Origin of the sequence: Phaeobacter sp. A36a-5a, assembly GCF_037911135.1 — a bacterium.
GTDB lineage: Bacteria > Pseudomonadota > Alphaproteobacteria > Rhodobacterales > Rhodobacteraceae > Phaeobacter > Phaeobacter bryozoorum.
The window spans coordinates 333202-353785 of record NZ_JBBLYU010000002.1; the positions used below are offsets into that span (position 1 = coordinate 333202).

Genomic DNA, 20584 nt, shown 5'->3' on the forward strand with positions numbered 1-20584 from the left:
CGAAGGCATAATTTGTGCGGGCAACTGGATCGTGGATCTCGTACACGAGATTGCGCATTGGCCCGCTGAGAGCGATCTGGTTCGCATCGACGGGCAAGACAAGGGCGTGGGTGGCGGTGCGGCCAATGTTGTGACGGCGCTGACCAAGCTTGAAACCGGGCTACCGCTTTGGCCGATGGGCGCCATCGGTCAGGATGACTTCGGGAAATTTATCAAGGCGCACTGTCATGAACTGGGTCTTCCAACGCATCTGATCTCGGAAAAACCAGACACCGCGACGGCACATACCCATGTCATGTCTGTTACCGGAAGATCGCGCACGTTCTTCTATCAGGGCGGCTCCAATGACGTGCTGTCTGATCAAGATTTCCCGACGGGCGTTTTTGAAAGCCATAAAGCGCGCATTTTCTATCTGGGCTACCTGACCCTGTTGGCCGATCTGGATCGGATCACGGATGATGGCAGCACGCCTGCGGCGAGGGTGCTCTCCCGTGCCCGCGCCGCAGGTATGACCACCTGCGTTGATCTTGCTTCGGTTGATCGCCCGGATTTCTCGAAGATCGTCGCGGCGACAATTCGACAAATCGACTATCTGATATTGAACGAAATCGAATTGGCCCGCGCGAGTGGCCAGACTCCACCTGTCGCCAGTCAGACGCCGAACATGCAGGACATGATCGAGATGGCAAAGGCGCTGATCAAAGACGGGGTCCGGCGGGCCGTGGTCGTTCACTGCCAGCAAATGGCGCTCTGGATTGGGGTTGATGGGCAGGTCGCACACGTCCCGGTCGTGCCCTTACCGCGTGAACTGGTCGCAAGCCCCTTGGGCGCAGGCGATGCCTTTTGTGCCGGAATTTTGTATGCGCTTCATGAAGGCTGGACACCGCAGCGTGCCCTGGAACTGGGCCATGCCATCGCAAGGGCCTCCTTGCGCGGGGTCACAGCCACCGAAGCCATCCCGAATCTGAACCAACTGACCGATCAACTGGATCGGCAGACAAAAGGCATCACGACATGAACCAGCTTCATGTGATGTCAATACTGTCTTTAGAGGAGGAAAAGACAATGACTATCATCCCCAGACGTAGCTTTTTGGCACTGACGACCGCAGCAATGACGGCAATGCTGCCGCTCGGTGCGACCGCACAGGACGCCCCGGTAATTGCCAGCATCGTGTTCCAGGGCGACCAGTTCATGCAGTTCCTGCAAACGGGTGTGCGCGAAACCGCCGAAGCGGCGGGCGCAGAAGTACTGGAAATTAATATCGACGGCGATCAGGCGCGTGAAATTCAGGCCATTGATACCTACATTTCGCGCGGCGTCGATGCGATCGTGATTGCGCCACTTTCGGCCGCGAATTCGGGCCCTGCTTTGCAGCGCGCACGTGACGGCGGTATTGTTGTGGTTGCCCTGAACGGCGGCCTTGAGGATGCCAGCATTGCGCATGCGACCTTCTCAACGGCCAACCGTGATCTTGGGGCATCCACCGGCGCTGCCGCCGCCAGCTTTGTAAGTGATAGCCTTGGTGGCAAAGCAAATGTCGCCATTCTGGCGTTCTCGTCGCTCTTGCCGGAACAGTCTGGCGACCGGACAGGCGGTTTCAAGGATGCTGTCGCTGAAGGCAATTCCATCGAGATCGTGGCCGAGCAGGACGCCTGGATGCCAGAAGCCGCAGTTACTGTGGCCACCGATATTCTGACCGCCCACCCTGAGGTCAATGTCATCTACGCGGCAAACGAAGGCGGCACCGTGGGGGCGATGCAGGCGGTGCGCAACGCGGGTCGTGCCGGTGAGGTCTTTGTCTTTGGCATCGACGGATCGGAACAGCTGGGTCGGGGTCTTTTGGCGGGCGACAATGTTCTGCAGGCGGTGACTGCTCAGGCGCCGCTCCAGATGGGTGCCATGGGTGCCGAAGCCGCCCTTGCCATTCTTGCAGGTGAAGAAGTCGAGGCACAAACCACCGTGCCGGCAATGCTTCTGAGCAGGACCGACGCGGATGGCGTCACCGCGTTCCTGGAAAGCATTCAGTAGAATCAATGGCAGGGGGCCGTGTCGGCCCCCTGTTTCACTGATCATCACAGGCAAAGGCAGGTAACCCGTGTCAAATCTGATCCTTTATCAGCTCACCAAGCACTACGGATCGGTCAAGGCACTTGACGGATTTGTACACGAGTTCACAGCCGGGCAGGTTCACGCACTGATTGGCAAGAACGGTTCTGGCAAAAGCACCTTCGTCAAAATGATGTCGGGGGCGATCCAGCCGACGTCAGGGTCGATCCGGATTGGCACTGTCGAGACACGGTTTTCCAATCCGCGTGAAGCGCAAGAAGCCGGCATCGCCACCGTCTATCAGGAACTCAGTCTTGTCCCGGAATTATCGGTCGAAGAGAATATCTTCCTTGGTCGGCTACCCCACAAACGCTCTGGCCTGATTGATTGGGCGCGGTTGCGTCGTGATGCCAGTGATCTGTTCAAAGAGATTGGTGGGCTGGACATCGCGCCGCAATCCCGCGTTGCGGATCTTTCGGTTGGTCAGCAGCAAATGGTCGAAATCGTCAAGGCGATGAGTTTCCGACCCAAAGTCCTGCAACTGGATGAACCCACCTCTGCGCTGGCGCAGGCAGAAGTTCGGCAACTCTTTACTCTGGTGCGTCGGCTGCGCGACCTTGGTGTCACGGTTATCTATATTACGCACCGGCTGTCTGAACTGGATCAGATCGCGGATACAGTCACAGCGATCCGGGACGGAAAATTCGTGGATTCGGTGCCGATCAAGGAGGCCACCCCGGCCGTTATCCTTGATATGATGTTTGGCGATCTTCCGCCTCTTCAGCGCCCGACCAAGACGATAACGCGGGAAACACCGGTGCTGAGCGCGCGGCATCTTGCACTCGCATCCCATTTCGACGACGTGAGCTTTGATCTTTACCCGGGCGAGGTTCTTGGCATTGCCGGAATGCTCGGATCGGGACGAACCGAGTTGTTGCATTGCCTTTTCGGGGCCATCGTGGCGGATCAAGGTGAGGTCGCCGTAAACGGGCGGGTCGTGGCGCGGCCCGATATCCCGACGATGAAAGCGCTGGGGATTGGCTACACCTCCGAGGATCGCAAACATTCCGGCCTTGTGCAGCTCTTGTCCTCGCATGCCAATCTGTGTCTTGCGGGACTGGACCGGATCGCGCCCAAAGGCTGGGTCAGTCACCGCACAGAAAGGCCGTTTGTCGACCGCCAGATTGCCGGGCTTCACATCAAGGCCGGCGATCCGATGTTGCCGGTCTCTTCTCTTTCCGGCGGGAACCAGCAGAAAATCGTCGTCGGCAACTGGATGAACAACACGCCCGACATTCTGTTGTTTGACGAACCCGCCCGAGGCGTCGATGTGCAGGCGAAACGCCAGATCTATGAACTCATCTGGGAAAAGGCGCGCGAGGGTCTGAGTTCGATCGTTGTTTCGACCGAATTGGAGGATCTGACCGAATGCTGCGATCGTATCCTTGTGCTGCGGGATGGTCGTATCGCCGAAGAATTCATCAACGAAGGCCTTGATGCCAAGGATATCTATGCAGCTTGCATGGCGGCACCCACAACCCAACAGGAGAGCGATGCATGACGCGCGACAAATTCATTTCCCATCTGCGCCGAAATTCGATGCTGATGATCCTGCTGGTCTTGTACGTGATCGTTGCGACAACGGCGCAGGGCTTTTTCACCCTGAACAACCAGCTGAATATCCTGAGGAATATTGCCGTCCCGGGGATGATTGCCTTTGGTATGGCTCTGGTGATCATTGTCGGAGAAATTGACCTGAGCGTCGGCTCCATGGTGGCCGTGTCCGCCTGTCTGACCGCCTGGATCGTCGAGAAGCTGGCCGGAAACGCCATTGAACCTGCCACCTGGACCGTCATTGCCGCCTTTGCCGGGACGCTGCTGTTTGCGGCCTCGGTCGGGTTCATGTCGGGCAAACTGCGGCAATTGGTTCAGGTGCCGACCTTCATCACGTCTCTGGCGATGATGGCAACCCTTGCGGGCTTGGCCAACCTGATCACCAATGGCGTCCCGATTTCGAGCTTTCCAAGCTGGTATTACGTCATCGGGTCAGGCCGTTTCTGGGGTGTTCCGGTTCCGGTTTTCCTGCTGGCGATTGCCTTTGCCATCACCTTTACCATCTCGAATTTCACGGCGCTGGGCCGGTCGATCTATGCGGTCGGCGGCAATATGGAGGCCGCGCGCCTGTCGGGCATCAATGTCTGGCGCACCAAGACCATCTGCCTGATGATGACCAGTGTCTTTGCTGCAACCGGAGGTATTATCTATTCGTCGCTGGTCAATGCCGGCAATCCGACCATTGCGCGTGGGCTGGAGCTTGAGGTGATCTCGGCCGTGATCATTGGTGGCATCAGCCTGTTCGGCGGCAAGGGGACGATCTGGGGCGCATTCATCGGTGTGCTGTTTCTGGGCGTGCTGCTGAACGCGATGACGCTGTGGGGTTTCAACCCCTATGTGCAGCAAGTGATCAAAGGCGGTCTGATCCTTGGCGCGGTCTTCATCAACTTTTTCATCGACCGAAAGTGACTTGGCTCAACTGGGATAAAGGGCGTGCGCGTCTCACCCGATGTGGTGCGATGCTGACCGACCTTGAGTTTGACCTCCCGGACGGTCGCCGCATTGCGCCTTTGCATAAAGCACCCTGGCTGGGTGAGCTGTTGCCCGATGGTGTGCCGCCGCTGCTTGCCGGGCTGCAAGGAGAGTGGCCCTGTGTTCCCTTTGGCATGGCGCCACAGGGCCCTCTGGCCGGGGATTGGGCCGGTCTCTCCCGCATGCCTGATCCATGGCCGCACGGGTATGCCGCCAATCACGACTGGCGCATAACACCCGATGGCCCGCAGGCGGTGCGTGCAGACATCGCCTATCCGGGGACCGATCCAATCCATCACCTGACACGGCGGGTGAGCGGGGTGAGCGGCAAGGCTGCGGTAGACATCGCTCTTGGCATCCATATGCGCCGCAAGGCCTGCCTGCCAATTGGGTTGCATCCGGTCTTTCGTCTGCCAGCGGCCACCGGACAGGCGGGTCTGTGTCCCGGGCGCTATAAGCAGGCGTTTTGCTACCCCGGTGATACCGGCGGCCCCCCCGGTATTTCACGCCCCGCGCCGTTCCGGTTGGAAGATCTAACAGGGTTCGGGTTTGATCCAGTGGCGCTGCCCTATCCTGACCGGTCCGAGACGCTTTTGCTCCTGAGCGGCACCGACGGGACCTTCGCGCTGGAGAACCGCGCCGAAGATTATCGCGTCACACTTGATTGGGATGCAGAGGCCTTTCCCTCGCTCATGCTGTGGATCAGCAATGGAGGGCGAAACGCGCCACCGTGGAACGGCCGCCATTGGGCGCTTGGGGTCGAACCCGTTTGTTCCGCATTTGATTTGGGATGCTCGATTTCAGCGACAGAAAATCCCCTGACAAAAACCGGTGTGCAAACGTCGCGCATGCTGACGCCGGATAGCCCATTTGACACCCGCTACAGCATATCCATCGCCGCGCTATAGGGTCTTGGGTGCGGGTCCGGTGCTGTCACGTTCGACGATCTGCAAGCTTAGAGCTGAAAGATCCGGTTTCGCGAAACGCTCCGGGTTGATCCGGTTCAGAAGCGTTTTTGCGGCCAGCTCTCCCAGCAATGAAATCGGCTGATTTACGGTGGTCAGGGTCGGAAAAATATGGGCGCTTTGTGGCAGGTTGTCGAACCCGATCACAGAAATGTCCTGAGGCATTTTCAGACCGCGTTCATGCGCGGCATGGATCGCGCCGATTGCCGCGATATCGGTTGTCCCAATCAGGGCGGTTGGTCGGTTTTTCGCCAGCACGTCCCGCGCCAGGGCGAAACAGGTATCAAAGCTATGATCTTCGCCAAGAGACACGCTGACCGGTTCAAGCCCCTGAGCCGCCAACGCCTCTTTGATCCCCTCCAGGCGCAGGGTGATGGGTCTTGAATGGGTGGGCGCGCCAATGACACCAATTTGCCGATGCCCAAGGCGCAACAGATACTCTGCCATCAGACGCCCACCTTCCCGGTGGTCAACGGATACCAGATTCACCGCGATCTCGTCGGGAGAACGGTCAACGGCGATAATTGGAATATTCTGATCTGACAGCCGCGTGAAATTCTGGTTCGTTGCAACTGACGCTGCGATAATGCCATCCACTTTCTGGCCAATGAGTGTCGAGATATATCGTTTTTCATTCTCTTCATTCTCCTCGGTATTGCAGATCAGGCAGTGGTAGCCGTTTTGAAACAAGGCTTGCTCAAGCGCCTGCGCCAGAATGCCAAAGAAGGGGACATCAAGGCTCGGCAGCAGGACGCCGACCAGCCCGCTGCGACCGCTGCGCATCTGACGTGCGCCAGCGTTTGGTTCATACCCCAGCTCTGCAATCGCCTTCTCAACCTGCGCGCGCGTCTTGTCGCTCACCGAGGCGCTTCTGTTCAGAACACGCGACACCGTTCCAAGCGATGTTCCCGACAGTCTCGCAACATCTTTTACGCTTGCCGGCTGTTGTTTTGGAGGCTTTGACGGCACAGGAAATCACCTTGTCAGTTGTGCACCGAGTTTAAGTGACCGCGACAGTTTAGACCAGCTGTCAAAACCTGCTTCGTGACCTGGTATTGCCTCTGATACTGGTCGGTATTGCATGCGATTTTTTGGGTGCATTTCTGGCAGGTGAGGAGTGTGCCGATCCCGAAGGAACGGTTCTCGTTTGAAGCTGGCTTGTCCTAGAGGGGTTTATAGGCGATGGCGTCGATCTCGACCTTGGCGTCCACCATGATCTGTGAGCGCACTGTGGACCGCGCCGGTCCGCCGTTTGGGAAATAGCTGGCATAGACACGGTTGAAGGTCCAGAAATCACGCGGGTCATCGAGCCAGACGCCGATTTTGGCAACATCCTCCAAGGTGCAATCTGCCAGGGCGAGGGCTGCGATCAGGTTCTCCATAGTCCTGCGAGTCTGGCTTTCGATGCCGCCTGCTTCGATCTCGCCGTTTTCCTTCATCGCAACCTGGCCTGAGATGAACACCAGATCGCCTGCGCGCACGGCGGGGGAAAATGGCAGCGGCTGTCCCCCGGCGCCGGTTCTGTCATGGCCGATGCGCTCGATTGTTTTGCGGGTCATGTCGGACGTCCTTCTTTTGATTGCAGTGTTGGTCTGTGCGGGATCGGCGCAACCGCCCCGTAGCCGGTGGTGGACAATGCAGCGCCGAGGTTCGCATGTTCTGCGGCTCTGACGCTGTCGCCATGACGCAGAAGCTCGGACAGGAATATGCCGTTGAAACAATCACCGGCGCCGGTTGCATCGACCGATTCCACAACCGCCCCCGGAACAAATGTGACCCCCTGATTTTCCGATACCGCCACGCCGTCGCGACCCAATGTCAGAGCAACGATGCGCGCGCCGAGGTTGTGATAGAACCGGATTATCTCGTCGGGGCTTTGACGTCCGGTGAGCTGGCGGGCGTCATCAAGTCCGGGAAGCGCAATATCGACGTGGCGCATCAGATCATGTGTCACGGCGCGTGCCTCCTCCAGTGACCAAAGCGCAGTCCGCAGGTTTGGATCAAATGCCGTGGTCACGTTTGACGCACGCGCGGTCATGACGGCGTGATAGGTTGTGGCGCACATGGTGCTGCTGATGCCGAGATTGATCCCTGAGGCGTAGAATATCCTAGCGGTGCCGATGGCATGTGTTGGCAGGTCGTCGGGGGTCATCCTGCTGGCGGCGGAGTGCCGTCGCCGATATAGAAAATGATGCCCCAGGTCGTCGTGGAACACGAAGTAGAGGCCGGTTTCCCCGTCTGCGACTGTCGAGACCAGACTGCTATCGACATGCTCGCGGTGCCAAAGCTCCAGCAGCGCCTGGCCAAAGCGATCATCGCCGAGGCGCGATATCAGGGAGGTTGCCGTGCCCTGTCTCGCCGCCGCGATTGCAACATTCGAGACATCGCCGCCATATCCCATTACTAGCTGCCCGTCGGGTTTTTGATTGAACTCGATGAGGGGTTCGCCGAGGCAGACAAGATCAGTCATTTTCCACCTCGCAGATCAGGGCCCGGCGGAGCCGGGTATTCGATGTATGGAAGGGAGGCTGTCACCAGACTGCCCCCCGCGCGGCGACGGGGCAGGCGCCCAGAGATGTGGATCCGCGAATGAGCTCGACCTGATCAAGCATGTTGCTGACCACACAGGCGTGGTTGGGAACGATCCTTAGACGGTCGCCGACGCTGAGATGGATCGCCTCGGCCCGCAGAATGCCGTGTTCCTCGGATAGGCTGTCGACCCGGATATCCGGGCGGCCCATTACGTGGCCATGACCGTTGAGGCCCAGAAGGTCCGAGGTCAGGACTTTGGAGCCGGCGTCAATGATTGCGCGATCTTCGGTCGGGACGGACACCACCGTTGCCAGGACTGTCAGAGCGCAATCATCCCATGTGCAGATGCCCCGCGCCACCAGCGAGCGATCATTGTAGACGTAGGTTCCGATCCTGTATTCGGTCGCGATCGGGACATCCTGCGCCTGCCACATGCCCGGTGAGCCGCCGCTGGACACGACGCTGACTGTCCCGCCCGTTGCGTGAATGCGTGCTCTGGCCTCTGCGAGCCAGTTCTGGACGGATGCGTCTTTTCCAACAGGGGGGTAGGTCATCAACCCGCGAAACGCCAAGCCGGGGCGCGAGGCGATATAGCGGGCCAAGCTTTCAGCTGCCTGAGCGGTTTGCACACCGCAGCGCCCGGCCCCGGTGTCGCACTCGACCAGCACATTCAGCGGGGCCTCGGCGGTTTCGAAGGCCTGGGACAGGCCGTCGACAGTTTCGGTGTTGTCGGCGACAACGCTCAGCTTCACCTGCTCTGACAGGGCCCGAAGCCGCTTCAGCTTGCGCTCGCCAAGAATATTGTAGGTGATCAGAACATCGTCAATTCCCCCTTCGGCCACCATGGCCTCGGCTTCGCTGATCTTCTGGCAGGTGATGCCAAGCGCCCCGGCCGCGATCTGGCGCCGCGCCAGAAATGGCAGTTTGTGGGTCTTGATGTGGGGTCGCAGGGATAGGTTGTGCCTGTCACAATGGGCTTGAAATCGGTCGATATTCGCTTCGGCAATATCAAGGTCGACAAGGACTGCCGGTGTGTCGATCTGGGAAAACATCATGAGCCCTCCGATGCGTGCGGGTTTTCCACAATCGGCCAGATCGCGCGGGTCAGCCGTTTGTAAGCCGTCTTGGTGGGATCATTCGGATAGGGCCCGTCGACAGCGGCATAGAGGATCTTGGATGCAACTGCTGAGAATGCGCCGTGGAAGTGATTGGTGGATTTGACGACCAGAATTTTCTTGCTGTGGATATCAATGCCCAGATTGGTGAAGAGATCCGGCGAGAATGCCTGACTGCGGTTGGTATTCAGCACAACTTCGATGCCATCGACCCTGATGACAGAGCAATCTCCCAGTGGAACAACCGAGGTCCCGAAGCTTTGCACCGCGTTGCGCTGGTTGCGAAGAACGGTCACGACGGCGTCTATCGGATCACCGGCAAATGCAGAGGTCTTGCTGCCAAATCGCAGCTCCAGTTCCGCACCTTCCCCGGCGGCGTGACACAGGCGGACGGCAATGGGATCCCAGATTGTGCCGAAGGCCGCAGAGGTGATGCCCTGGCGTAGCGCTTCTGCGAGGATCAGCGTGGAATCGCCAGCTACGCCGCCGCCCGGATTGTCCCAGACATCGGCAATGACCACGGGGCCGTTTGGTGCATTCTGGGCCAGTCGCAGAGCATCAGCGGGGGGCAGATATTCGGGTTTGGCGATACCTCGAAATGAAAACAACTCCTGCCCCAGCTCGCGGGCAATTTTCTCAGCTTTTGGCAGGTCGCCGTCAGTGATCACGATGATCTTTGCGCCAAGATCGGGGGAATCCCCGGCCATGAACCCGTGAATGGCTGAGATGGACAGAACCTCGCCCGCTGCTTCCATCGCCTTCATCCTGTCGACAAATCCGCGCATCGGGTTGCGGCTGGTCGGCAAGACATCAATCATGCGAACGTCGTAGACTGCTTTTGTTGGTGTGATTTCGCCACGGGCCCTACGCAGGGTCAGGTCTACGCATTCTTCACCGGTCTCGACAAAATCGGTGTGCGGGAATTCCTTGAACACCGTTATGATGTCGGCATTCTTCACCCGCTTGTCACTCAGGTGGCTATGCGGATCGAAGCTGACGCCGATTGTGGTCTCGGGGCCGGCGATCTGGCGCACGCTCTCGATAAGCGATCCTTCGCAATCGACGCAGCCTTCGGCGATCATGGCCCCGTGCAGGCCAAGCACCACGGCGTCCAGAGGCAGTGCCGCCCGGACCTGATCCATAAGTTCCTGCTTCAGCTGGTGCCAGGTGGACGCATTCAGCAACCCGCCGGGTTCGGCCCATGTGGCGGTTCCTTCAATGAGTTCAAACCCTTCCTCTTTGGATCTTCGGCGAAGCGCGGGAAAGACGGCGCTGCACAGGGTCGGAGTGTCAGGGTGCTTTCCCGGAGGGGCGTAGAAGCTCTGCTCGAAATTGGAAAAATCCGTGCGCAACGGGGAAAACGTATTCGTTTCGGTCGCAAGAGATGCGCAGAAGATCCGCATTGTTGTGGTCCAATCCGTAGGGAGATGCCGGAGGTGTGTCTTGGCTTCCGGTGGGCGTTTCCGCCGGATTGCTCCGGCGGAAGGGAGGATCAATCGAGATAGGCGTCAGCGTTTGCCGCGGAGACGGCATCACGGAACTGGCTGAGCAGTTCGCGGGCCTTGTCATCCATGTTTTCGGCGACATGTGCTTCGAACGCAGGCTGAGCCGCCTTTGCCATCGCGGTGCGTTGCTCGGCTGTCAGGGCGGTCACCTCGATTTTGTCCATCAGCCCGGCAAGGCCGCGATCGGATGCCTCAATGATCCGGCTCAGGCCACGGCTGGCCACGACGCAGTTTTCTGCGGCGGTATGGATGGTTGCGCGTTCGTCATCTGTCAGACCTTCATAGAATGCGCGGTTCATCAGAAATGTGTATGGCGAGAACAGGTGGTTGGTCAGCGTCATATACTTCTGCACCTCGGCAAAATTTGCGAAGGAGATGATTGGAACCGGGTTCATCTGACCGTCGATGACACCTGTTTGCAGGCCCGAGTAGACCTCGCCCCAGGACAGTGGATAGGCTTCGGCACCAAGCGATTGCATGATTTTCTGGTGCGATGGCAGCGTCATGGTGCGCACCCGAATGCCGTCAAAATCCTCGAGATTGGCAATCGGTCGTTTTGAGTTGGTGACAGCGAAGAATCCGCCGGTGTCCGGGAAGCCGAGGACGACGACGCCGGGAAGTTCTGCTTCGATATCGGCTTTCAGCGCCTCACCAAAGGGACCGTCGAACACCGCATATGTGGACGCGTTACCCGTAAATGCGAAGGGCAGGTTCAGAATGTCGATGCGCGGATAATAGCTGGCCAGCGCACCAGTCGATGTCAGTGTCGCCTGGATGATACCGTCCTGCAGCTGCTGCACGTGCTCGGCGGCAGATCCGAGCTGGTTGGACCCAAAAACTTCGACGGTCACCGCGCCATTGGTATCGGCGGCGACGAGGTTCGAAAACACGGCGGTACAGGCATGTGCCGGGTTTTCGAATGGGTCGGTTTTATTGTCATGGCCGAAGCGGATGACGCTTTCTGCGCTGGCAGCATTTGCCGTCGTAATGGCCGCGACGGCCAGTCCCGCGAAAAGAGATTTCATTTTTTCCTCCAGTTGGTTCTTGGTTGGTTGGATCGTCTTATTGGGCGTAGCCAAGCGCTCTGGGCAGCCACAGGGCCGCGTCCTCCCAGAAGGCAAAGGCGAACAGGATGCCGATTTCCGCGATCAGAAACGGAAGGAGCTTGATCGAAATTCTCTCCAGTTTTTCACCGGTGACAGACGACAGAACGAAGAGGCAGGCCCCCACCGGAGGCGTCATCAGCGAGATGTTGAGGGCGAGAACAAAGATGATCCCAGCGTGGATCGGCTCTAGGCCGACGCTTTCGGTCAAAGGCACCAGAACAGGTGCCAGGATGATGAGAATGGCGGTGATATCCATCACCATGCCGATGAGCAGAAGCAGGCCGATAATGATGGCGATGACCATGTAGCGGTTGTCAGAGAGGCTCAGCACGGTATTGGCAATCAACTGGGGGATACGTTCGAAACTCATCCACCAGCCAAGAATGCCTGCGAAGGCGATAATGACAAAGATAACGCCCATGATGCGCGCGGTGCGCACAAGCATCATGTAAAAGCTCTTGAAGGTCAGCGTCCGGTAAACAAAAACGCCGATGAACAGCGCATAGGCCACCGCGATAGAGGCCGCTTCGGTTGGCGTGACGACACCGCCCAGAATACCGCCCAGAATGATAACCGGCATCGCCAACGCCGTAAGCGAGGACAGGAATGTCTCCCAGATTTCTCGCAGGGTGGCGCCGCGGATGGCTTTCGGCAGGTTTTCGCGTTTGCCGCCGATGACAATCACAACCATGCAGACGAGGCAGATCACCAGCCCGGGCAGCACACCCGCCGCAAATAGTCCCGCAATAGAGACGCCCATCAATGAGCCGTAGACCACCATGAGACCCGATGGCGGAATGGTCGGCCCGATGATTGACCCCGCAGCGGTCACGGCACAGGCGTAGTCGCGTTTGTAGCCCTCCCGGACCATGGCGGGCACAAGCGTACGTCCGAAAGCGGCGGCGTCAGCCGTGGCCGATCCGGTCAGCCCGGCAAAAAACACCGACGCCAGCATGTTGGTATGTGCCAAACCGCCACGGAACCGCCCGACCAGAACCTGCGCGAGTTTGACAAGGCGGCTGGTGATCCCGATGTCATTCATGATCTCGCCGGCCAGAATGAAGAACGGCATGGCAAGAAACGGAAAGATGTTGAGACCGTTGAAGATCTTGCTCGGCCCAACCGCGAGAAAGTTTCCGCCCCCCATCTCGATAAGGCCGACAACCCCGGCAAGACCGATAGCAAAACCAATGGGCATGCCAAACAATACGAGAACGACAAATGCGGCGGCAACGATCATGCTATCGCTCCTCAGCCTGGCCGGGATCCATGACCGGCGGGCGGTCGACATAGGTGCCCAGATCACGCACCAGGACGAGCAGGATCTGCACACAACAGATGGCGGCAGCGGCGGGGATTGCGGCGTAGAACGGGGCCAGGCTCATCCCGAATATCATCGCGTCACGCGGGGCCCCGCTCATCGCGAAGCCGACGCCGTAATAGGCGACGTAGAGAAACAGCAGCAGCGTCAGAACATCCATCAGTATCAAAAGCGCCTGACGCATCCGGACCGGAATGGCATGGATAAATGCGGTCAGCCCGATGTGTTCGCGGCGTGAGATGCCGGAGGACACTGCAAGCATCGCGGCCCAGATCATGAGATATCGGGCGATCACTTCGGGCCAGGGGAGCTGCCAGTGAAAGTAGTAGCGGTCCATAACGCCCAGCCAGACATCCAGCACCAGGGCCAGCATCAATGCCGCGACAATCGCTTCGATCACCGCATTGATTTTCGCGCTTGTCTGCGCAAACGCCTGTCGCATAAACATCCCTCCCAAAAAAAAGCCGACAGCGTAACCGAGTTACACGATTACAAGGAAAATTGCGATTATCAAGACCAATTTGTTACTAAGGTCCGTTATTGCTGTTAAAACCCTCGTATGGCGACCCCATCTTGCGGAAATTCTGCGCCATGTGTAACTTAGTTCCGTTGCACCTTCTGAGGGAACTGAAACTTGAAAAGCCCCGCCAACTCGCTGCAGAACCGAGATATCCCGCCGCAAAATGCGCAGCTGAGCCCCGTTGATCTGATCTCCGTCCTACGTCGCACGGACGGTAGTTTTGCGTCGCAGGAGCAGAAGGTGGCGGATTTTGTGCTGGAGAACCTCAATACCATCAGCTCGATGACAATTGGGGATCTGGCAGACAAATGCGGTGTCAGCAAACCCACGGTTATTCGTTTCTGTCGCAGCCTTGGTTGCGAGGGCTACCGGGATTTCAAGCTGCGGCTCGCTCAGAATGTTGCGGTCAGTGCCCAATATCTGTTCGGCGACGCAGACGATTCATCGAACTCAGGCCATTCAACGCTCGATCAGGTTCTGGGAGCGGTATTTGCCACCCTGAATGTGATGCGGCGTCAGGTTGATGTTGACCAGCTGATGCAGGCCAAAGCCGGGATTCTGGGGAAACGCCAAATTCTGTTTGCCGGAATAGGCGGTGGATCGTCCACAGTCGCACAGGAAGCATCGAACCGGTTTTTCCGCCTTGGCATCCCGTCATTCTTTGTCAGCGACAGCTACGTCCTGCAAATGCGCGCGGCTGCGCTTGGTCCGGAAGACGTTCTGTTTCTGGTGTCGGCAAGCGGTGAAGCGGATGCAATTGTGGGGGCGGCAGAAGTCGCCAATGGATATGGCGCAACAACCATCAGCGTGACGAAACCCGAAACACGCTTGTCATTGCAGACAAAGATCTCAATTCACACCGATCTGCCCGAAGACAACGACATCTATAAGCCAACCGCATCCCGCTATGCGCATCTGGCCATCATCGACACGCTTGCCATGATGGTCGCGCAGGAACAGTCCAGTGAGACCAAGGAAAACCTGAGGCGCATTCGTGCGTCCCTGACCGCCTACCATGGCCGGACAGGCCCGCAACCGCTTGGCGATTGACGACATTCGAGCTGATCATAGGGGCGGGCGCGAGCAAGCTCTTGCAGGCGCGAAGGGCATTGATGACCAGATAGGAGCGGCGTCGCCCGGAGGGCCGAAGAGGAAAGGCTCCCGTCGCAGGCCGAGGCAGAGTAACATCCGAATCGTTGCGGATTGCGCAGCTTGGCCGGGTGGGGATGATATGGATATCGAACAGCTAATTGCCTGTCCTGTCTGCGACGTGCTGCACCGCGACCAGGCTGTGGCGGCGCATACGGTGGCCAGATGCGCCCGATGTGGCACGGTGCTGGCGGCCCCCAGAACCGGTGCCATGACCCGGATCGCGATGTTGTCGCTGACCGCTCTGATCCTGCTGGTCGCCGCTGCCGGTTTCCCGTTTCTGGAGCTGAAGGCGCAGGGGTTGTCTCATCGGGCCTCGGTGCTGGATGCGGTCATGGCCTTCTCGCGCGGGCCGATGGCGCCGCTGTCTCTGGCGACCGGTCTCCTGATCGTTCTGTTGCCTGCCGCACGCTTCAGCGCGCTGATCTACACCTTGGCGCCGATGGCTCTGGGCTGGCACCCTGCGCCGCGCGCTGCAGCTGTCTATCGCTGGGCGGAGAAGCTGAAACCCTGGGCGATGGCAGAGATATTCATCATCGGTGTGGCGGTGGCCCTTGTCAAAGTCTCCGGCCTGGCGCAGGTCGGGCTGGGGCCTGCGTTCTGGGCCTTTGCAGCGCTGCTGGTGGTGACAATCCTGACCGACAATTCGATTTGCAGGCTGACTGTATGGAAAACACTGAAGACGCGCAGCGCTTCCTGACCGCCGCTGTGGCCGGTCTGGTCGGCTGCCGCGCCTGCGGCACGGCGAACCCCGGAGGCGCGCGGTCCTGTGGCTGCTGCGGCAGCAGCCTGGAGCCTGCCGGGCCGGGTGGCCTCCAGCGTGTCTGGGCCTGGCTCGTGGCGGGGATGATCGCCTATGTTCCCGCCAACCTATACCCGATGTTGCGGACCACCACCTTTGGTCGCAGCTCCGAGAATACACTGATTGGCGGCATAGCCGAGCTGTTCAGCCATGGCGCCTATGGGGTTGCCTTTATCGTTTTCCTTGCGAGCATCGTAATCCCGGTCGCAAAATTCCTGGCCATCGCCTATCTTGCAGTTTCGGTCCGAAGGCCCGCAGCCTTGGGCAGCCATGGTCGACTGGTGCTCTACGAGATTGTCGAATTCATCGGACGGTGGTCGATGATCGATGTTTTTGTCGTGGCGATCCTGACCGCCCTGGTCCAGCTGGATTTTGCGGCGGCCATCACGCCGGGAGTTGCAGCGGTCAGTTTTGCATTGTCGGTTGCCTTCACTATGCTGGCAGCTCAAAGTTTCGATCCGCGCCTGATCTGGAACGCGGAAAAGCGAGAATATGAATGAGCACCCCTGAACCCGCCCCGATGACCATCGCTGCGCAGCGTGTCTCGCCCTGGCGGAACCTCTCTCTGGTCTGGCTGGTACCGCTGGCTGCTTTGGCCGTATCGCTTGGGGTAGCCTGGAAGGCCTATAGTGATCGCGGCGTCCTGATCCGCATCACTTTTGAGAACGCCTCGGGCATCGTGGCCAATGAAACGACAGTGCGCTATCGCGACGTTGTTATCGGCCAGGTCGAGGATGTGGGGTTTGCCGAGGACCTGAGCAAGGTCGCCGTATGGGCGCGTATCGACAAGAAGGTTGCCCCTTATCTGGATCAGGATGCCGCCTTCTGGGTGGTGCGCCCCGAAGTCAGCGCGCGGGGGATCTCGGGTCTCAGCACGGTATTGTCCGGCGTCTACATCGAAGGCGCCTGGGACCAGGACCGGGGCAGTGCCGAAATCAGTTTTGAAGGGGCCGACCGGCCGCCCCTTGTGCAGCCGGGCCGGGGTGGGCGGCGGATTACCCTGCGCACCAACGACGGGCGGATGATCTCCGAAGGCGCGCCGGTGCTTTTCCGCGGCATCGAGGTTGGCCGGCTGGAAAGCCCGCGTCTGACCGTCAGCGGCAACAGCATTGTTGTCGATGCCTTTATCGAGGCGCCCCATGACCAGCGGATCAATTCGGCGACGCGTTTTTGGGATACATCCGGCTTCTCGGTTTCCATTGGCGCCAGCGGGCTGTCGCTTGATGTGGATAGCATCGCTTCGCTGGTGGCAGGCGGGATCGAGTTCGACACGGTATTCGATGGCGGCCGACCGATCAGTTCGGGCGCCGTCTTCGACATCCACCCGGATGAGGCCGCAGCCCGCCGCACGGCCTTTGCCCGTTCGCTGACGGGCGGGGTCGCGGTTTCGGTTGCCTTTGGCGAGTCGGTTGCTGGCTTGACCAGCGGCGCCGCGGTCAAACTTGGCGGGGTGAAGGTCGGCGAGGTCAGCAGTCTGAACGCCGCGATCGAGAACGGGACCGACGAGGCAGAGGTCAGGCTGATTGCCAAACTGATGCTTGAACCGTCGTTGATGGGCCTGCCGCCGGGAGCGGGCGAGACCGAAGTGCTGGATTTTCTGGAGCAGGCGACCGCAGGCGGTCTGCGGGCCAGGCTGGCTGCGGCCGGGCTGTTCAGCTCTGAGCTGATTGTTGAATTGGTCACCTTGGATGCGGCGGAGCCTGCACTCTTCAATCGCAACGCGGAGCCCTTCCCCGAATTGCCCAGTGCGCCCTCGGACCTGCCCGATTTTACCGCAACCGCAGAAGGCGCATTGGAGCGGATCAGCGAGCTGCCCGTCGAAGAGCTGATGGCGCAGGCGATCGCGACCTTGGCCAGCATTGAATCCCTGGCCTCCGCTGAGAGTACCCGGCAGGCGCCTGCGGCGGCGGTGGCCCTGCTGGATGAGACCCGGTCGCTGGTCGCGGACCCGGAGACGCGGGCGCTGCCGGGGGAGCTGCGTGCAGCTGTGGCTGACCTTCGCGATATTCTGTCTGAGTTGCAGCAAGGCAGAGCGGTGGCCAGTTTGACAGAGGCTTTGGAGCAGGGCAGCCAGGCCGCATCCAGCCTCGCGGCGGCATCGGAGGAATTGCCGGCGCTGGTCAGCGATTTCCGCGCCCTGGCAGCCAAAGCCAACGCATTGGAAGCCGAAGAGTTTATCCGGTCCGCCAGCCAGCTGATGCAAAGCGCTGACAGCATGATCGATTCCGATGGCGCGCGCGCGCTGCCTCCGGCCCTGACCAGCGCGCTGGATGAAATGCGCCTCACCCTGTCGGAGCTGCGCGGCGGCGGGCTGGTAAACAACGCCAATGCGACAATGGCCTCGGCCCGCAGTGCTGCCGATACCGTCGCGGCCGCAGCCGAGGGGCTGCCGGCGCTCTCAGCCCGGCTGGAACGGCTGGTCGCACAATCCGAGACCTTGATCACAGCCTATGGCGCTCGCTCGAACTTCAACTCCGAAGCGCTGGATGCGCTAAGGGAGTTCAAATCGGCCGCCCGTTCGGTCTCCCAGCTTGCCCGCAAGATTGAACGTGACCCGAATTCCCTTTTGTTTGGAAAGTAAGATGAAAAAAGCCGTGTTACTGACGCTGACCCTTCTTGCGATGGCAGCCTGTGCTCCGACCAATGATGCCCGGTATCTGATCTCTGCGGCCCCGGGCGAGAAGATAGCCAATCTGCGCTCCCGTACGATTGAGGTCCGGCTGGCCTCTCTGCCGTCTTATGCGGCTGCGTCCGATATGGTCGCCGAGGGGGAAGGCGGCGCGCTCTTTGCGCTTGGTGGTGCGCAATGGGCGGATGATCCGGCTCGCGGCATAGCCGCCGCCCTGGCCCGTGGGCTGACGGAACGCACTGGCGCCTCTGCCGCAATCGAACCCTGGCCGCTGAACACCGGCCCTGACGCCCGTCTGGATGTAAGGGTGGACCAGGCCTATGCGCGTGCTGACGGAGTATTCGAGCTGACAGGCCAGTTCGCGGTCTCCTCCCCCGAAGGCACAGTGCGGGAATTTGTTAAGCGTTTCGACATCCAGACACCCGTCAGCGGTGAAGGGCCATCCGCAACCGCCGATGCGCTCGCCCTGGCCCTGGCGGACCTCGCCCGGCAGATCTCTCTGGCAATGTAGTGGCCTGCCGCGAAGGGGACGATGAAAGGGGCACTGCATCGCCCTCACAACATTGAGCTGACAGTGTCTATTCGCTGTTGGGAGACAAAGGACACCGATCAGGCCGCAGCTCACAGGGGTGTTCGGAGGCAACCCGGCCTTGCAGCAGGTTGAAGCGTGCCGGGTACACTCCGGCGACATCGGTCGGGCGCCCTTTGTCAGCGATTGCTGTGGTCACCACCAATGGCGGTTTCCCCGAACCGGTTCCGATAGTCGGTTGGCAGGATGCCTAGCAGTTTCATGAAGCTGCGCCGCATTTTCTGTTCAGTCATATATCCTGACAGCGCGGCGATTTCCTTAATGGGTTTCCTGCTGCGTTCCAGATATATTCGGGCGACTGCAAGCCGCCGCTCTTCGACGAAGCGCGAGGGGGTTTGGCCAAATTCATGTGTGAAATCGCGGTGCAGCGTCCGCTCGGTCGCACCTGCTATCTCGGCCATCCTGGACACGCTCCAGGCGGCGCTCGGGTCTTGTTCGATGAGGTTATAGAGTTCGGTTAAACGCTTGCTTGATGTCGCCTGTGCCTTGAGCGGTTCTGAGTACTGAGATTGTCCTCCCTGTCTTTGCATGAACACCACCATTTCCCGAGCGACGCCCAAGGCAACCCGCCGTCCGTGATCCACTTCAACAAGTGAAAGGGCGAGATCAATCCCGGCCGTCACACCTGCCGAACAATGAAATTTGCCGTCATGGGTGAAAATTTCGTCCAGATGCCAATTGACACCCGGAAACCGCGCGCGGGCCAAGTCTACCCGTTCCCAATGTGTCGTGGCCTTTCTACCGTTCAATAGCCCGGCGGAGGCGGTAAGGAGGCTACCTGAGCAGATCGAAACGAACCGCCTTACGTGAGGGTCCATTCGCGTCAGAAAACGTTGCAGGAGCGGATCATCAAGCCGTTGATCGACAACGGGGCCGCCCGGAACGATGAAGACATCCGCCTGGGTCATGGTTGCGAAGGTTCCATGAGCGCGGAGGGTCAATCCTGTGTCGGTTACAACATCCGCGCCGTCCTCGCTTACAATGGCAATGTCGTAAGCTTGCCAACCCAAGATCTTGTTTGTGGATGTGAATACCTGTGCCGGACCGGCCACGTCCATCAGAAGGACGTCGGCGAGGCCCATGATGACAACAGATTGAGGGCGCTTTGTCTGATTTTGAAGGCAGATGGTCACGTCTGACATCAGTCATGCAGCCTAGGATGCTGTCAACAGCTTCCTTTGCAGTGAGACCAGCACATGCCACGCCAATTTATCACCGACGTCCCGGGTGTCCCCACATCACGCTCGCCGATTTCTCAAGCGGTCGTCGTTGGGAATACCTGCCATATCTCGGGTCAATTGGCCGTATATGAGGACGGCTACCGACCCGGCAGCGCAGCCGAAGAGACTGACAGGGCTTTCGATCTGGTGTTTAAAATCGCTGCCGCAGCGGGGTTCTCTTTGGAAGAGATCGTTTATGTGGATATCGCGTTTTCTGACATTGAACGGGATCTGGCGGAGGTAAATGAAGTCTGCCGAACGCGGTTCTCGCAGTTTCCGGCAAGGACGATCTATGAGGCTGCGCGACTGCCTTATGGTGCAAAAATCAAGATACAGGCCATCGCAATGAAAGACGGCCTGTGACGGAAGGATAAGGTCGCTTGCGGGATAATCATTGGTTTGGCTGCGGTGGCACCTTCTACGGGGGGGCTGTCGCCGGGCGGCGTGACACGCGGCGGCTCGGTGCGCTCGTCAACCTGTCCAATTCAAAGGGGAT

The 20584-nt window shown here is 59.4% G+C and carries 20 protein-coding genes; 11 read left to right on the top strand and 9 right to left on the bottom strand.

What is annotated here, in order from left to right:
* The first annotated feature begins 31 nt into the window (after positions 1-31).
* The 5 genes from WLQ66_RS12280 to WLQ66_RS12300 all read left to right on the top strand — a co-directional run bounded on the left by WLQ66_RS12280 (position 32) and on the right by WLQ66_RS12300 (position 5543).
* Positions 32-1018 carry a carbohydrate kinase family protein gene (locus WLQ66_RS12280; protein ID WP_374015605.1) on the top strand — a complete coding sequence of 329 codons (987 nt, stop codon included), beginning with the start codon at positions 32-34 and terminating at the stop codon, positions 1016-1018.
* Between the two features lie 47 nt (positions 1019-1065).
* Positions 1066-2031: a substrate-binding domain-containing protein gene (locus WLQ66_RS12285; RefSeq protein ID WP_340546634.1), complete on the top strand. Its 966-nt coding sequence runs from the start codon at positions 1066-1068 to the stop codon at positions 2029-2031.
* 67 nt (positions 2032-2098) lie between these two features.
* Positions 2099-3610 (top strand): sugar ABC transporter ATP-binding protein, encoded by a 1512-nt coding sequence (locus WLQ66_RS12290; protein WP_340546635.1) that lies wholly within the window; start codon positions 2099-2101, stop codon positions 3608-3610.
* Positions 3607-4572, top strand: a complete 966-nt coding sequence (locus WLQ66_RS12295) for an ABC transporter permease (protein ID WP_340546636.1) — start codon at positions 3607-3609, stop codon at positions 4570-4572. The genes WLQ66_RS12290 and WLQ66_RS12295 overlap by 4 nt, the downstream gene beginning before the upstream one ends.
* A gap of 50 nt (positions 4573-4622) precedes the next feature.
* Positions 4623-5543, top strand: a complete 921-nt coding sequence (locus WLQ66_RS12300) for a hypothetical protein (RefSeq protein WP_340546637.1) — start codon at positions 4623-4625, stop codon at positions 5541-5543.
* Here the strand turns inward: WLQ66_RS12300 and WLQ66_RS12305 are convergent.
* From WLQ66_RS12305 to WLQ66_RS12340, 8 genes are all read right to left on the bottom strand, one after another.
* Positions 5538-6569 (bottom strand): LacI family DNA-binding transcriptional regulator, encoded by a 1032-nt coding sequence (locus tag WLQ66_RS12305; RefSeq protein WP_340546638.1) that lies wholly within the window; start codon positions 6567-6569, stop codon positions 5538-5540. The genes WLQ66_RS12300 and WLQ66_RS12305 overlap by 6 nt on opposite strands.
* 194 nt (positions 6570-6763) lie before the next feature.
* A complete protein-coding gene (locus WLQ66_RS12310; RefSeq protein ID WP_340546639.1) occupies positions 6764-7159 on the bottom strand; it encodes a RidA family protein in 396 nt (131 codons plus the stop codon).
* Entirely contained in the window at positions 7156-8070 is a 915-nt protein-coding gene (locus tag WLQ66_RS12315) for a sugar kinase (protein WP_340546640.1), read from the bottom strand. The genes WLQ66_RS12310 and WLQ66_RS12315 overlap by 4 nt, the downstream gene beginning before the upstream one ends.
* Positions 8071-8131: 61 nt before the next feature.
* Positions 8132-9187: a D-TA family PLP-dependent enzyme gene (locus tag WLQ66_RS12320; RefSeq protein ID WP_340546641.1), complete on the bottom strand. Its 1056-nt coding sequence runs from the start codon at positions 9185-9187 to the stop codon at positions 8132-8134.
* Positions 9184-10650 (bottom strand): M81 family metallopeptidase, encoded by a 1467-nt coding sequence (locus WLQ66_RS12325; protein WP_340546642.1) that lies wholly within the window; start codon positions 10648-10650, stop codon positions 9184-9186. The genes WLQ66_RS12320 and WLQ66_RS12325 overlap by 4 nt, the downstream gene beginning before the upstream one ends.
* 89 nt (positions 10651-10739) lie before the next feature.
* Positions 10740-11777 carry a TRAP transporter substrate-binding protein gene (locus WLQ66_RS12330; protein WP_340546643.1) on the bottom strand — a complete coding sequence of 346 codons (1038 nt, stop codon included), beginning with the start codon at positions 11775-11777 and terminating at the stop codon, positions 10740-10742.
* 37 nt (positions 11778-11814) lie between these two features.
* Entirely contained in the window at positions 11815-13098 is a 1284-nt protein-coding gene (locus tag WLQ66_RS12335; RefSeq protein ID WP_340546644.1) for a TRAP transporter large permease, read from the bottom strand.
* A 1-nt stretch (position 13099) separates the two neighbouring features.
* Complete coding sequence (locus WLQ66_RS12340; protein WP_340546645.1) at positions 13100-13621, bottom strand: TRAP transporter small permease; 522 nt, start codon at positions 13619-13621, stop codon at positions 13100-13102.
* Between the two features lie 192 nt (positions 13622-13813).
* On the opposite strand from WLQ66_RS12340, the gene WLQ66_RS12345 reads away from it, so the two are divergent.
* The 5 genes from WLQ66_RS12345 (at position 13814) to WLQ66_RS12365 (ending at position 18790) form a co-directional block, all read left to right on the top strand.
* Positions 13814-14749: a MurR/RpiR family transcriptional regulator gene (locus WLQ66_RS12345; protein WP_340546646.1), complete on the top strand. Its 936-nt coding sequence runs from the start codon at positions 13814-13816 to the stop codon at positions 14747-14749.
* Between the two features lie 181 nt (positions 14750-14930).
* Positions 14931-15548: a paraquat-inducible protein A gene (locus WLQ66_RS12350; RefSeq protein WP_340546647.1), complete on the top strand. Its 618-nt coding sequence runs from the start codon at positions 14931-14933 to the stop codon at positions 15546-15548.
* Entirely contained in the window at positions 15515-16150 is a 636-nt protein-coding gene (locus WLQ66_RS12355) for a paraquat-inducible protein A (protein ID WP_340546648.1), read from the top strand. Before WLQ66_RS12350 ends, WLQ66_RS12355 begins: the two co-directional genes overlap by 34 nt.
* Positions 16147-18231, top strand: coding sequence for an MlaD family protein (locus WLQ66_RS12360; protein WP_340546649.1), 2085 nt, complete (start codon positions 16147-16149; stop codon positions 18229-18231). Before WLQ66_RS12355 ends, WLQ66_RS12360 begins: the two co-directional genes overlap by 4 nt.
* Position 18232: 1 nt before the next feature.
* Positions 18233-18790 carry a PqiC family protein gene (locus WLQ66_RS12365; protein WP_340546650.1) on the top strand — a complete coding sequence of 186 codons (558 nt, stop codon included), beginning with the start codon at positions 18233-18235 and terminating at the stop codon, positions 18788-18790.
* Positions 18791-18987: 197 nt separating this feature from the next.
* On the opposite strand, the gene WLQ66_RS12370 is transcribed toward WLQ66_RS12365, so the two are convergent.
* The gene (locus tag WLQ66_RS12370; RefSeq protein ID WP_340546651.1) at positions 18988-20010 is read right to left on the bottom strand and encodes a GlxA family transcriptional regulator; all 1023 of its coding nucleotides are present in this window, start codon (positions 20008-20010) and stop codon (positions 18988-18990) included.
* 54 nt (positions 20011-20064) lie between these two features.
* On the opposite strand from WLQ66_RS12370, the gene WLQ66_RS12375 reads away from it, so the two are divergent.
* Complete coding sequence (locus WLQ66_RS12375) at positions 20065-20451, top strand: RidA family protein (protein ID WP_340546652.1); 387 nt, start codon at positions 20065-20067, stop codon at positions 20449-20451.
* Positions 20452-20584: the final 133 nt, after the last annotated feature.